Origin of the sequence: Williamsia sp. MIQD14 (genome assembly GCF_051025635.1) — a bacterium.
Taxonomy (GTDB): domain Bacteria; phylum Actinomycetota; class Actinomycetes; order Mycobacteriales; family Mycobacteriaceae; genus Williamsia_A.
Genome location: NZ_JBPFDG010000006.1, coordinates 15591 through 29816 on the forward strand (window position 1 = coordinate 15591; position 14226 = coordinate 29816).

A 14226-nucleotide genomic window follows, 5' to 3' on the forward strand; every position below is an offset into this window, starting at 1 on the left:
GGATCGCCGACGGCGGTCACCGCGCGGCCGCAATTCGTGACCGCCACTACAGTCGGGGCGTGGCACACGACTGGGAACCCGACGTCCTCGGACCGGATTTCGCGGCACTGACCATCGATCTCGGGTCCGATCCCGACGGCGAGACGGACGTCACCGCCACCCTGGTGCGTCATCTGCGGTCCGAACCCGACACCGACGACGAGCATCCCGGCGGCCCGCGGCCGTCGGTGCTCTACGTCCACGGCTTCACCGACTACTTCTTCCAGGCGCCGCTCGCGACGGCGTTCGCCGACGCGGGCTACGACTTCTACGCCCTCGATCTGCGCAAGTGCGGTCGGTCGCGGCGGCCCGGGCACACCCCGCATTTCGTCTCCGATCTCGCGCTCTACGACCGTGAACTCGACGCGGCGCTCGACATCATCGACGCCGCCGCCCCGGGCACACCGGTCGTCGTCGCGGCGCACTCGACGGGCGGGTTGATCACCGCGTTGTGGCTCGACCGCCTCCGTGCGACCGATCCGGGTCGCCACGGCCGCATCACCGGGCAGGTCCTCAACAGCCCGTGGTTCGACCTGCAGGGCGCGCCGGCGCTGCGCAGCTGGGGAACGGTGGCAGTCCGTGCGATCTCCCGGGTCGCGCCGTTCGGTGTGCTCCCCAACCGGCTGCCCGGCGGCTACGGGGAGAGCCTGCACGTCAGTGCCCACGGCGAGTGGGAGTACGACCTGGAGCTCAAGCCGCTCGGCGGGTTCCCCGTCACGTTCGGTTTCCTCGCCGCGGTGCGTCGCGGACACGCCGCGCTGCACCGGGGAATCGACACCGGCGTCCCGTCGTTGGTCCTGCGGTCGGCGCGGTCACTCCTCGGTGGGCCCTACCGCCCCGAGATCGACACCGCCGACACCGTTCTCGACACCGAGCAGATCGCGCGCTGGAGCGGGTGCCTGGGCAACCGGGTGACCGCGGTGCCGATCGAGGGAGCCCGCCACGACGTGTTCCTCTCCCGCGAGGAGCCCCGGGCGGTCGCCTACGCAGAACTGTCGAGGTGGTTGACGGAGAACACCGCAACCCTCTCGGTCCGTCGTTCGATCGAACCCCCACCCGCGGGATCGTCGCGCACCACGCGCGGCGTCTCGTGACCATCAGGAGCGTGCACACATGACAGACGTCGACCTCGCCATCATCGGTTCCGGCAGCGGCAACTCGATCCCCGACGACCGGTTCGACGACTGGTCGATCGCCATCTTCGAGAAGGGCGTCTACGGCGGCACCTGCCTCAACGTCGGCTGCATCCCCACGAAGATGTACGTCTACGCCGGCGAGGTCGCCGAGACCATCCGCGAATCCGCCCGCTACGGCATCGACAGCCACATCGACGACGTGCGGTGGCGCGACATCGTCACCCGGGTGTTCGGCCGGATCGACCCGATCTCGCTGGGCGGGCAGCAGTACCGGGAGGACAAGTGCGACAACATCTCCGTCCTGCACTCGCACGTGCGCTTCGCCGGGACCACCGATGACGGCCGGTACCGCCTGCTGACCGATGCCGGAGACGAGGTGATCGCCCGCAGGGTCGTGATCGCGGCGGGCTCGCGGTCGTTCATCCCCGAGGCGATCGCCTCGGGCAGCGCACCGTTCCACACCAATGAGGACGTGATGCGCCTCGCGTCACTGCCGCGGCACCTCGTGATCGTCGGCGGCGGGTACATCAGCGCCGAGTTCGCCCACGTCTTCGCCTCGCTCGGTACCGAGGTCACCATCATCGCCCGCGGCGACAAGCTGTTGCGCCATCTCGACGCCGACATCTCCGACCGCTTCACCGAGATCGCGAGCAAGCGGTTCGACGTGCGGTTCGAGGCCTCGGTGACCGGCACGAAGATCGGCGACGAGGGCGCGGTGATCGTCGAGTTGTCCGACGGGTCGTCGGTGACCGCCGATGCGCTGCTCGTCGCGACCGGCCGGACCCCCAACGGCGACGGTCTGCATCTCGACACCATCGGCGTCTCGCTCGACGACGCCGGACGCGTGGAGTGCGACGAGTTCGGCCGCACCGCCGCACGGGACGTGTGGACCCTGGGCGATGTCAGCTCGCCCCACCAGCTCAAGCACGTCGCCAACCACGAGGCGCGGGTCATCCAGGCGAACCTGTTGCGCGACTGGGACGCCGACGATCTGGAGATGTTCGACCACCGGTTCGTGCCCGCCGCGGTGTTCACCCACCCGCAGATCGCATCGGTCGGTCTCACCGAGGCGCAGGCACGCGAGCAGGGCCTCGACATCACCGTCAAGGTGCAGGACTACGGCGACGTCGCCTACGGCTGGGCGATGGAGGACACCACCGGCCTGTGCAAGATCGTCGCCGAGCGCGGCACCGGACGGATCCTGGGCGCGCACCTCATCGGCCCGCAGGCCCCCACGGTGATCCAGCCGGTCATCCAGGCCATGCACTTCGGGCTCGACGCCACCTCGATGGCCAAGGGCCAGTACTGGATCCACCCGGCCATGCCCGAGGTGCTCGAGAACGCATTGCTCGGGCTCGACATCTGACCGGTGGTCGGAGACGCCTGGGTGGTGGGACGCGCCTGGGTGGTGTGAGGCGCCCGGGTGGTGGGGGCGCCTACCCGAGCGTCAGGTGATCGGATCCGGCCGACGCGACACCGTCGCGGGCGAAGTCGGCCCACCGGCGACGGATGCGAGGTCCGAGGTCGGTGAGCGACGAGGTGGCGTCGGCGCCCAGCATCGCTGCGTCCGACCATGCCTGCGGTGTCCCGAGCAGGAACGGGATCTCGATGCTGTGGCACGCTCCGACGCCGTAATCGTCGGCACTCCAGGTGAACTCGTAGGTCACCGCGCGACCACCGGCGTCGCGGTGCGCGGCGGCGAACGCCTTCGCCGGACCGGAGAACGCCCGCCGCGTCACGATCGCGGTGAGCAGTCTGCGCAGGGTCGACCCGGCGACCGGTAGGTGCGCGAGCCGCTGCAGTCGAGGGATGGCCTCGACGAAGGGGCTGCCGTCGTCGGAGGTCCACCCGATGAGGACCTCGACGTCCCGGGCGACCGCGCCGCGGCGTGCGGCGACCTCGGTCGGTGCGGGGAGCGGGTGTTCGCCGTACTGCGGGCCGAACGCCATCCCCGAGGCGAACCCGAAATCGGTGGCGGCGGCCAGCGCGGCGGTGTGGGCGGCGAGGACGTCGTCGATCGCGAGGCCACCGGGGTCGTCGCCGAGCGCGCCGCGGGCGGCGTCGCCCATCGCCGCCGACATCGCCGTGGCGTCGCCGCGCAGTGCGAGGGGCGCACTCTGCAGCACCGCCCGGATGAACAGACCCCGCGCGCCGTCGGCGACGAGCAGAGCGGCGATCGAGTCGGCGCCGGCGGAGTGGCCGAACACCGTCACCGCGTGCGGGTCTCCCCCGAAGGCGCCGATGGTGTCGCGCACCCACCGCAGCGCCGCGATCTGGTCGAGGAGTCCGAGATTGGCCGGGGCGACACCGTCGATACCGAGGTATCCGAGGATCCCGAGGCGGTAGGTGACGGTGACGACGACGACGTCGTTCTCCCGGGCGAGCGCCTCGGGATCGTACTTCTCGCTCTCGCCGCCGCCGGAGACGTAGGCGCCGCCGTGCAGCCACACCATCACCGGTCGTGGGCGACCGTCGGGCGTCGGCGCGGTCACCGACACCCGCAGGCAGTCCTCGTCGAGATCGAGCCCGGTGAGCATCGGACCGGTCACCGACTCGATCCGCGACGGCAGCTGCGGGCAGGCCGGGCCGCGGTGGGTCGCGTCGAGGGTGTCGGTCCAGGTCGCCACGGGCACACAGGGTTCGAACCGTCGCGCACGGGCGTAACGCATCCCGCGCGCGAACAGCAGGCCGTCGGTGTGGACGGCGCGAACGGGTCCCGACGGGGTGTCGACGACCAGGGTGTCGAAGGTCATGGCGTCATCGTGGCATCCCGGGCGCGGGCCCTCAGACGTCGGGACCGCGCTGATCCCGCGCGGCGCGGCGTTGCGCCTCGGCGCGCTCGCGGACCGTGCGACGGAACTCATCCTCGGCGCGGGCGTCGTCGGCGGCCGATCGCACCGGGGCCACGGCGGGCTTCGGACGCTCTCGCGGCGGGCGCTGCTCGCCGGGATGCGGGCCGCCGTCGCCGTGAGGGTCGTCCTTCGACGGGCGTCCCAGCGCGAACCAGGCGATCGGTCCGAGCAGCGGGAGGACCATCGCGCCGAGCACCCACACCATCTTCGGCAGGCCCCGGACGGTGCGTCCGTCGGCCACGACGATGTCGACGGCAACCGCGATGATGATGACGGCATAGATCAGGACGAGATACGGCATCGCGCCACCACCTCCTGCGCGGGTGTCGGATCGCAACTGCGGTGCATCGCGGGGCCCTAGAAGGTCGCCGAGCGCAGGGCGATCTCGCTGGCCAGGGCGGCCGGCGCGTTCTGCGGGATCCAGTGGTCGACTCCGGGCAGCTCGCAGAAGCGGTAGTCGGAGTAGACCATCCGTCCGCTGCCCTCCGCCTGTCCCCGCCCGAGCGCGGTGTCGCCGTCGCTCCACACCACGGTGGTCGGCACCTCGATGGGCGGACACGCAAGGTTGGCCTTGATGTCGCCGGTGAAGTTCGCGCGGTACCAGTTGATGGCACCGGTCAGCCCGGAGCGTTCCAGGAGCGGCGCCACGGAGTCGTCGGGCACGATGCTGCGCAGGAACGCGGCGTCGTCGGCGAGGAGTCCGTCCTCGGCCGAGGGGTCGATCAACTTCGGGATGTAGGACGATCGCTCGCGCTGGTCACCGTCGTTCGCCAACGCGCCCGAGATGGCACCGGGGTGGCCCACGCTGACCGCGACGAGACCGGTGAGGCGACCCGGGTGGCGTCCGGCGAGATGCCATGCGACCAGTGCGCCCCAGTCGTGTCCGACGACCAGCGCGTAGGAGATCCCGAGTGCATCGAGGATGCCGACGGCGTCGTCGACGAGATGGGGCAGCCGGTAGGCATCGACGTCGGCCGGTCGTGCACCCGGGGAGTACCCACGCTGATCGGGCACCACGGTGCGCAGACCGGAGTCGTGCAGCCGGGGCACGACGTCGTCGAAACACGTTCCGCTGCTGGGGAAACCGTGCAACAGCAGCACGACGGGGCCGGTGGCGGGCCCACCGACGCGGACGGTGAACTCGTGGTCACCGACGGTCACGATCTGCGTGTCGACGTTCATCACCTCGAGCCTACGTGGCGCTCCGGCGAGGCGGCGCCGCTCGTGGACGTCAGTCCGAGGGTGACCGTCGGCAGGGTCGGCGGTACGCCGTCGGCGAGGAGGGTGTCGATCGCCGCGAGGTCGACGTGATCGCTGAAAAGATCCGCGATCCGGTCGATCTGCGCCATCCGGGCGGCGTCGACGTCGGTGTCGGGGGCCACGACGAAGCGGGGTTTGCCGACCCGCTCGGCGACCTCGGCGAGCAGCGCGCGCCGCACCACACCGTTGGCCAGCAGGCCGTGCCAGTGGGTGCCCCACACCGCACCGACCACGCTGCCCTCGGGGCCGTTGTCGGCGTCGACGATCCAGTGCGGATGCGGCGCCGAGCGGGCGAGTCTGCCGTGGTGGATCTCGTAGCCGGTGATCGTCGGCCCGCCGGCACCGTCGAGGTGACCGGCGACCTCCCGGACCAGCTTGGTCTCGGCGAAGACGATGTCGATGTCGAGCAGCCCGAGTCCGCCGACGACGCCGCCACCGGACTCGACCGTGTCGTCGATCCGTCGCGCCAGCATCTGGTAGCCACCGCACACGCCGACGATCGGACGTCCCCGTTCGGCCCGCTCGATCAGGGCGCCGTCCAGACCGCGTGCGCGAACCCACGCGAGGTCGGACACGGTGGCCCGGGTGCCCGGCAGCACCACGAGGTCGGCGGCGGCCACCGAGGCCATGTCGTCGACCCACCGGACGTCGACACCCGGTTCGCACGCGAGCGCTTCGAGGTCGGTCGAGTTCGACAGTCGTGGGAGTCGGATGGCGGCGACGGTGAGGCGTTGCGACCCCTGCGCCGGGGTCGACGGACCGATCGCCCGCCCGATCGGCGACGACAGCGAGTCCTCGGCGTCGAGCCAGAGGTCGTCGGCCCACGGGATGACCCCGAGGGTGCTGCGGCCACACAGCTCCTCGAGCTGACGCAGGCCGGGGTCGAGGATGGATTGCGCGCCACGGAACTTGTTGATGAGGAACCCGGCGACCCGCGCCTGATCGTCGGGCGGGAGGGCGGCGACGCTGCCGAGCAGGTGCGCCAGCACTCCCCCGCGGTCGATGTCACCGACGACGATCACCGGTATGTCGGCGGCGGCCGCGAGTCCCATGTTGGCGATGTCGGTGGCGCGGAGGTTGATCTCGGCGATCGACCCGGCGCCCTCGCACACGACGACGTCGAAATCGGCACGCAGCGAGTCGAGTTCGGAGGCGACGACGTCGGCGAGGGCGGCTCGGCGCGCGTGGTAGTCGGTCGCGGTGATCCACCCGTCGGCGACCCCGCGGACCACGACCTGCGACCGGCGGTCGCTGCCGGGTTTGAGGAGCACCGGGTTGAACCGTGTCGAGGGTGCGAGGCCGCAGGCGAACGCCTGCATCCCCTGCGCCCGTCCGATCTCGCCGCCGTCGGCGGTGACGACGGAGTTGTTCGACATGTTCTGCGCCTTGAACGGCGCGACCGACAGACCTCGACGGTGGAGAACGCGGCACAACCCGGCCACGAGAAGGCTCTTGCCCGCGTCGGAACTGGTGCCGCCGATCAGGAGTGCACCGCTCACCGACGCACTACTCCGAGGGCAGCGTGAGGATCTCGGCGCCGTCGTCGGTGACGACGAGGGTGTGCTCGAACTGGGCGGTCCACTTCTTGTCGCGGGTGACCACCGTCCAGTCGTCGTCCCACATGTCCCACGCGAGCGTCCCGAGGTTGATCATCGGCTCGATCGTGAAGACCATGCCCGGTTCCATCACCGTGTCCACGTTCGGCTGGTCGTAGTGCAGGACGATCAGCCCGTTGTGGAAGGTCTCGCCGATCCCGTGGCCGGTGAAGTCCCGCACCACGGAGTAGCCGAAGCGGTTCGCGTAGGCCTCGATGACCCGCCCGATGACGTTGAGTTCGCGACCGGGCCGCACGGCCTTGATGGCCCGCATGGTGGCGGTGTGCGTGCGCTCGACGAGATCGGCGTGTTCGGCGCTGACGTCGCCGGCGAGGAAGGTCGCGTTCGTGTCGCCGTGGACACCGTCGATGTAGGCGGTGACGTCGATGTTGACGATGTCGCCGTCGGAGATGACCGTCGAGTCCGGGATTCCGTGGCAGATCACCTCGTTGAGCGAGGTGCAGCACGACTTGGGGAACCCGCGGTAGCCGAGGGTGGACGGGTAGGCGCCGTGATCGATCATGTACTCGTGCGCGATCCGGTCCAGCGCGTCGGTCGTCACCCCCGGGGCCACGGCCTTACCCGCCTCGGCGAGCGCGTCGGCCGCGATGCGACCGGCGACGCGCATCTTCTCGATCGTCTCCGGCGTCTGTACCCACGGCTCGTGGCCCTCGTTCACGCCTGCGCGCCACGCGTACTCCGGTCTCGGGATCGACGGCGGCACCGGCAGGGTCGGCGAGACGACCCCCGGCTCCAGTGCGGTGCGTACGGACATGCCGTCCATCGTATCCGGCACCAATGGTGCGGACGGCGGGGCCGGGTGCGTCAGTCGAGGAAATCCGGCGGCAGCGCGGTGAAGAAGTCACGGGTCACCGCGACGGCGTTGTCCGAACTCGCGCCGAGCACCACCAGCGTCGCGAAGGCGAGGTCGCCGCGGTAGCCGGCGAACCATGCGTGCGAACCGCCGGGGACCTCGGCCTCACCGGTCTTGCCGTAGACCTCGCCCTGATCCTTGATGCGGTCGGCGGTGCCGTCCACCACGACCGCGCGCATCATCGGCCGCAGCTGCCGGATCACCGCGGGACTGATGGTCGGGTGCGGACCCGACACGGTGGTCGCGCGGTCGAGGATGAGCTGCGGGACCGGGGTGGAGCCGTGGGCCACGGTCGCCGCGACCAGGGCCAGACCGAACGGGCTGGTGAGCACCTTGCCCTGACCGAAGCCATCCTCGGTGCGGGAGATCAGCTCCGGCGCGATCGGTACCGAGCCGGAGTCGACCGGGATACCGGGGACGTCGTAGCGGGTGCCGATGCCCATCGACGCCGCGGCGTTGGCCAGATCCGAGGGCCCCATCTCGCTGGCGAGCTTCGCGAAGGTGGTGTTGCACGACTTCGCGAAGGCCTGCAGCATCGACACGTCGCCGAGGGAGAAGTTGTCGTAGTTGGGGATGGTGCGCTCCCCGATCGTCACCGCGCCCGGACATCCCACGGTCGTCGACGGGGTCGACAGACCGGTACCGATCGCCGCGGCCGAGGTGACCATCTTGAACGTCGAGCCCGGCGGGTACTGACCGATGGTCGCGAGCGGTCCGACCTTGTCGGCGAGCGCGTTCTGCGCGACGGCCAACAGCCGACCGGTCGACGGCTGGATCACCACCATCATCGTCTGGAACCGCGACGCGGCGTCGACCGCCCGTTGCGCGGCCTGCTGGACGCTGCGGGACAGGCTGATCGACACCGACGGCGAGGGCGCGGGATCGACCTCGGCCAGCACCCCGGCGGTGGCGCCGTTGGCGTTGAGCGACAACACCCGCCATCCGGCCTTGCCGTCGAGGTCGCTGGCGACCTGCTTCTTGACCTGGCCGAGCAGATCGGGCGCGAAGGTCGGGTCGGTGGGCACCAGGTCGGCGAGGTCGGTGCTGGTGACCCCCGGGATGGCGGCCAGCAGGTCGCTGACCTGGTCGAACTGGCCGCGGTCGAGGGTGGCGACGGAGTAGGTGCCGCTGATCGCGGTGGCGCCCTCGGCGATCGCCTGGGCGCTGACCGTCGGGACGAACCGGCCGATCACCGACGCCAACTGCGTGGCCGAGTCGGAGACCGATCCCGATGCCGCGGCCGTCGACGCGTCGATCCCGACCCGATAGACCGTCCCGGGAACGAGCACCGACGACCCGTCGGACTCGTTCACCGATCCCACCGGGGCGGGGATCGTCTCCAGTGACATCCGTTGCGTCGCACCGAGATCGGGATGGATGTCGGTCGAGTCCCACCGCACCTGCCAGCCCGAGTCGGCCCGGGCCATGCTCAGCGTGGCCGTGTACTTCCACGTCTGGGCGCGCGGGAGGGTCCAGGCGTAGGTGACGTCGACCGTCGCGGTGTCACCGGAGACCTTGGTGCGGCCCGCGGTGGCCGACATCGCCGACGCCTGCAGTCCCGACCACGCCGCGTCGATGTCGGTCGACGCCTGCTGGGGAGAGTCGGTGCGGGCCGCCGCCTGGTCGGTGCGGTGGTTGCCGAACACGTCGAGGAAGGACGCCGCGGCCGCGCGGGGCCCGTCGTCGGTGTCGGAGCACGCCGTCCCCGCGGCCACGATGATCGCGGCCACCGCCACGGCGCCCAGACGTGCTGCGAGTCGGCGCGATCGAGGCGGGTGCGAAGTCGTCATCGGCACCGAGACTAGGTGCCCCGTCCCCCGTCATCGTGGTGCCACGCAGCGCATCCACCTGAGAATCTCCCACTTGTCCCCCGGCGGGTGGGTCAGTCGACGAGAACGGTCGCGAACGTGCCGACCTCGGTGAAACCGACCTTCGCGTAGGCGGCGCGGGCCGCGGTGTTGAATCCGTTGACGTAGAGGCTCGACGTGCGGCCCTCGGCGGCGATCGCGGAGACCACCGCTGCGGTGCCCGACGCCCCGAGTCCCTCGCCGCGTCGGTGGTGCGCGACCCACACGCCCTGGATCTGGCCGACGCCGGCCGACATCGAGCCGATCTCGGCCTTGAACACGACCTCACCGTTCTCGAACCGCGCGAACGCGCGCCCGGCGGCGATGAGTGAGGCGATGCGTCGCCGGTAGGACCGTCCGCCGTCCCCGGCGCACGGGTCGACGCCGACCTCGCCGTGGAACATCTCGATGGCGGCGGGCAGATAGGCGTCGATCTCGCTGATGCGCACGCGGCGCACGGCGCGGTCGGGTCCCACCGACGGCGGCCCGGTCATCGCGAGCAGGGGTTGGTCGGCGCGGACCTCACGGGCCGGACCCCAGTGCGCCTTCGCGTGCTCCCAGAACGCCAGGACGTGCTCGGCTCGCCCGACGATCGACGAACACACGCGCGGGTTGCGGGTCGCGCGCGCGGCGAACATCTCCATGTCGGCGGCGTCACCGAGCATCGGGATGAGGTTGGCGCCCGAGAAGCACAGCGAGGTCGTCGGTTCGGTGTTCGTCCACAGCTCGCCGCCGAGCAGGCGCGGGGTGACGCCCTGCTCCTCCACGCGCGCGGCCACCATGCACATCGCGACCGGGTCGAGAGCCAGTGCGGCACCGACCGCCTCGGCGTCACGCGCGCCGAGGGGCTTGTCGCCCAGCAACTTCAACACGGTCGCTCCCGGCCCGGGCAGTCGTGACTCGGCCCGTCGGACGACGGGTCGAGAGGTGGAGACGGTCCGCGGTGTCGCAGGCGTCGGTGGGCTATCCGACGCTGACGACCGGCGATCCGGTGGTGGCCCCATCGCCAGTCTCCCCCGAATCGGCGGCAATGCGAAGAGCTTCTTCGATCAGAGTTTCCACGATCTGCGCCTCGGGCACGGTCTTGATGACCTCGCCCTTCACGAAGATCTGTCCGCGACCGTTCCCCGAGGCCACGCCCAGGTCGGCCTCGCGGGCCTCGCCCGGACCGTTCACGACGCAGCCCATGACCGCGACGCGCAACGGCACCTCCATGCCCTCGAGCCCGGCACTGACCTCGTCGGCGAGCTTGTAGACATCGACCTGCGCGCGGCCACACGACGGGCAGGAGACGATCTCGAGCTTGCGGGGACGCAGGTTGAGCGACTGCAGGATCTGGTCGCCGACCTTGATCTCCTCGGCCGGCGGAGCCGACAGCGACACGCGGATGGTGTCGCCGATGCCGTCGGAGAGCAACGCGCCGAAGGCGACCGCGGACTTGATGGTGCCCTGGAACGCCGGGCCGGCCTCGGTGACGCCGAGGTGCAACGGGTAGTCCGACTGCGCGGCGAGCTGGCGGTAGGCCTCGACCATGATGACCGGGTCGTTGTGCTTCACCGAGATCTTGATGTCACCGAACCCGTGCTCCTCGAACAGACCCGCCTCCCACAGCGCCGACTCCACGAGGGCCTCGGGCGTCGCCTTGCCGTACTTGGCCAGCAGTCGCGGGTCGAGCGATCCGGCGTTGACGCCGATGCGGATCGGGATGTTCGCATCCTTCGCGGCGAGGGCGACGTCCTTCACCCGGCCGTCGAATTCCTTGATGTTGCCGGGGTTCACGCGGACCGCGGCGCATCCGGCGTCGATGGCGGCGAAGATGTAGCGCGGCTGGAAATGGATGTCGGCGATCACCGGGATCTGGCTCTTCTTCGCGATCACCGCGAGGGCGTCGGCGTCCTCCTGGCGCGGGCACGCCACACGCACGATGTCGCAGCCCGACGCGGTGAGCTCGGCGATCTGCTGCAGGGTGGCGTTGATGTCGTGGGTCTTGGTCGTCGTCATCGACTGCACCGAGATCGGGTGGTCGCTGCCGACACCGACCGTGCCGACCTGGATCTGGCGCGTCTTCCGGCGGGGCGCGAGCACCGGCGGCGGTGCAGCGGGCATGCCGAGTCCGATGGACATCGGACCGGAGGTGGGATCGCTGGGCATGAGGGTGCCTTCCTAGAAGACCTTGATGGGATTGATGATGTCGGCGGAGAGGGTGAGGACCATGTAGCAGCCCATCACCGCGAGCACCGCGTACGTGGCGGGCATGAGCTTGAGGTAGTCGACGGGCCCCTTCGCGATCTTGCCGAGGCGTCGGCGGATCGCGTTGCGGCCCTTCTCGTATCCGATGAGCGCCATGTGGCCACCGTCGAGGGGCAGCAACGGCACGAGGTTGAACAGGCCGAGAAAGAAGTTGATGCTGGCGAGCAGGAAGATGAAGAAGCTCCACGATCCGCGCTCGGCGGCCTGGCCACCGATGACCGAGGCGCCGTAGACGCTGACCGGGGTGTCGGCGGCGCGCTCACCGCCGGTCACCGACGTCCACAGGGCGCCGACCTTCTGCGGCAGCGACAGCAGCGCGTCCCACGTACGCGCCACCAGTTGACCGGTGAACACCACGGCCCCGGGGACCGCGGTCAGCGCCGTGTATTCCTTGATCCCGTTGTCGCCCAGACCGACCCCGATGGCGCCGACGGTGGCGGTCGAGGTGGCGCCGTCGCTCGCGCGGACCGGCCGCTGGACCTGCGACACCGGCACGGTGAGCGTCTGCTCGCGTCCGTCGCGCTCGACGGTGAGGACCACCGACCCGGTGGCCTTCTGGATCGCCGAGACCAGATCGCCCGAGTTGTCGCCGCGGTCACCGTTCACCGCGATCACCCGGTCGCCGGTGCGCAGACCGGCAGCCTGGGCCGGGCTGCCGCCCGAGCACGGGGTGAGGTCGCCGTTGGGCTGCACGGACGGCGCCACACACGCCATCGAGGTCACTGACACCTCGGTCTTGCCGTTGAGCATCGGCAACCCGGAGGTGACCGCCAGGATGACGATGAGCACGAACCCGAGGATGAAGTTCTGCATGGGTCCGGCGAGCAGCACCACGAGCCGCTTCCACGCCTTCTGGCGGTACATCGCGCGGTGTTCGAAGCGCGGGTCGATCTCGTCGTAGGTGGTCATGCCGGCGATGTCGCAGAAGCCACCGAGCGGCAGAGCCTTGATGCCGTACTCGGTCTCTCCCCGCCTGACCGACCAGAGCGTGGGGCCGAAACCGACGAAGTAGCGGCGCACCAGCATGCCGGTGCGCTGAGCGGCCCACATGTGCCCACACTCGTGCCACGCGATCGACGCCAGCAGACCGACCGCGAACAGCAACACACCCAGGATGAAACCCACCGCGCTCGAGACCTCCAGTTCGTCGTTGTCGCACTCGGACGCCGGACCACCCGGCGATCACCTCGCGTGGCGTGTGACCAGTTCATGTGCGCGGTGACGAGCCCAGTCGTCGGCCGCGAGAACCTCCTCCACGGTACTCGGCGTGGCCGTCCACTCGTCGGCCTGCGCGAGCACGTCACCGATGACGCCCACGATCCGCGGGAACGCGATCGTGCCCGCGAAGAACCCGTCGGCCGCGGCCTCGTTGGCCGCGTTGAACACCGCGGTCAGCGATCCGCCCCGCGTGCCCGCCGAACGGGCCAGGTCGATCGCCGGGAACACCTCGGAGTCGACGGGTTCGAAGGTCCACGACGACGCCGTCGAGAAGTCGCAGGCGGCCGAGGCACCGGGTACCCGTCGTGGCCATCCGAGGGCCAGGGCAATCGGCAGCTTCATCGACGGTGGTGACGCCTTGGCGACCGTGGCGCCGTCGACGAAGGTCACCATCGAGTGCACGATCGACTGCGGGTGCACGGTGACGTCGATGCGGTCATAGGGCACCCCGAACAGCAGGTGCGCCTCGACGACCTCGAGGGCCTTGTTCACCAAGGTGGCCGAGTTCAGCGTGATCATCGGGCCCATCGACCACGTGGGGTGCTTGCCCGCCTGCTCGGGCGTCACCGACTCGAGCTGTTCGGCGGTGTGACCGCGGAAGGGTCCACCGGACGCGGTCAACACCAGGCGGTCGACCTCGGCCGCGGTGCCGGCACGCAGGCACTGCGCGATGGCCGAGTGTTCGGAGTCGACGGGGACGATCTGATCGGGGGCGGCCGCGGCGAGCACCAACGCGCCCCCGGCGACCAGCGATTCCTTGTTCGCGAGCGCGAGCGATGCGCCCGTCGCGAGGGCGGCGAGGGTGGGTCGCAGGCCCAGCGATCCGACGACGGCGTTGAGGACGACATCGGCGGGCACCGACTCGACGAGGTCGCACATCGCGTCGGGACCCGAACGCACCGCCGGCCATCCCATCCGGTCGGCGAGAGCCCGGGCGGCGTCGGGGTCGGCGACGGCGACGGCCCCGGCACCGAGCCCCAGAGTGCGGATCTGCTCTGCGAGGACGTCGAGGGTGGACCCGCCCGCCCCGATCCCGACGACGGTGAACAGGCCGGGGTTCGCGGCGATCACCTCGAGGGCCTGCACACCGATCGAGCCGGTGGAGCCGAGGATCAGGACTCGCCGCACGGCGGGGGCGTCGGTGGAGGTCACCGA

At 70.5% G+C, this 14226-nt stretch carries 12 protein-coding genes; 2 read left to right on the forward strand and 10 right to left on the reverse strand.

All coding sequences use genetic code 11. The features are described 5' to 3' along the window. Positions 1-59: 59 nt before the first annotated feature. Both ACQ7HM_RS20025 and mtr read left to right on the forward strand, forming a co-directional pair. On the forward strand, positions 60-1133 hold the full coding sequence (locus tag ACQ7HM_RS20025; protein WP_434218007.1) for an alpha/beta hydrolase: 1074 nt from the start codon (positions 60-62) through the stop codon (positions 1131-1133). 19 nt (positions 1134-1152) lie between these two features. Continuing rightward, on the forward strand, positions 1153-2541 hold the full coding sequence (mtr, locus tag ACQ7HM_RS20030; protein ID WP_434218008.1) for a mycothione reductase: 1389 nt from the start codon (positions 1153-1155) through the stop codon (positions 2539-2541). 70 nt (positions 2542-2611) lie between these two features. On the opposite strand, the gene ACQ7HM_RS20035 is transcribed toward mtr, so the two are convergent. The 10 genes from ACQ7HM_RS20035 to dxr form a co-directional block, all read right to left on the reverse strand. Beyond that, a complete protein-coding gene (locus ACQ7HM_RS20035; RefSeq protein WP_434218009.1) occupies positions 2612-3928 on the reverse strand; it encodes a carboxylesterase family protein in 1317 nt (438 codons plus the stop codon). A gap of 31 nt (positions 3929-3959) precedes the next feature. Continuing rightward, positions 3960-4328, reverse strand: a complete 369-nt coding sequence (locus ACQ7HM_RS20040) for a PLD nuclease N-terminal domain-containing protein (RefSeq protein ID WP_434218010.1) — start codon at positions 4326-4328, stop codon at positions 3960-3962. A gap of 56 nt (positions 4329-4384) precedes the next feature. Next, positions 4385-5209 carry an alpha/beta fold hydrolase gene (locus ACQ7HM_RS20045; protein ID WP_434218011.1) on the reverse strand — a complete coding sequence of 275 codons (825 nt, stop codon included), beginning with the start codon at positions 5207-5209 and terminating at the stop codon, positions 4385-4387. Then, the gene (locus ACQ7HM_RS20050; RefSeq protein ID WP_434218012.1) at positions 5209-6786 is read right to left on the reverse strand and encodes a cobyric acid synthase; all 1578 of its coding nucleotides are present in this window, start codon (positions 6784-6786) and stop codon (positions 5209-5211) included. The genes ACQ7HM_RS20045 and ACQ7HM_RS20050 overlap by 1 nt, the downstream gene beginning before the upstream one ends. Positions 6787-6793: 7 nt before the next feature. Next, complete coding sequence (gene map / locus ACQ7HM_RS20055; RefSeq protein WP_434218013.1) at positions 6794-7657, reverse strand: type I methionyl aminopeptidase; 864 nt, start codon at positions 7655-7657, stop codon at positions 6794-6796. A gap of 50 nt (positions 7658-7707) precedes the next feature. Continuing rightward, positions 7708-9546, reverse strand: a complete 1839-nt coding sequence (locus tag ACQ7HM_RS20060; RefSeq protein WP_434218014.1) for a penicillin-binding transpeptidase domain-containing protein — start codon at positions 9544-9546, stop codon at positions 7708-7710. A 92-nt stretch (positions 9547-9638) separates the two neighbouring features. Further along, positions 9639-10475 carry a GNAT family N-acetyltransferase gene (locus ACQ7HM_RS20065; protein WP_434218015.1) on the reverse strand — a complete coding sequence of 279 codons (837 nt, stop codon included), beginning with the start codon at positions 10473-10475 and terminating at the stop codon, positions 9639-9641. A gap of 91 nt (positions 10476-10566) precedes the next feature. After that, the gene (gene ispG / locus ACQ7HM_RS20070) at positions 10567-11754 is read right to left on the reverse strand and encodes a flavodoxin-dependent (E)-4-hydroxy-3-methylbut-2-enyl-diphosphate synthase (RefSeq protein WP_434218016.1); all 1188 of its coding nucleotides are present in this window, start codon (positions 11752-11754) and stop codon (positions 10567-10569) included. A 12-nt stretch (positions 11755-11766) separates the two neighbouring features. Further along, entirely contained in the window at positions 11767-12978 is a 1212-nt protein-coding gene (locus tag ACQ7HM_RS20075; protein ID WP_434218017.1) for a M50 family metallopeptidase, read from the reverse strand. Between the two features lie 57 nt (positions 12979-13035). Continuing rightward, positions 13036-14223 (reverse strand): 1-deoxy-D-xylulose-5-phosphate reductoisomerase, encoded by a 1188-nt coding sequence (gene dxr, locus ACQ7HM_RS20080; protein WP_434218018.1) that lies wholly within the window; start codon positions 14221-14223, stop codon positions 13036-13038. Between the last annotated feature and the right edge of the window lie 3 nt (positions 14224-14226).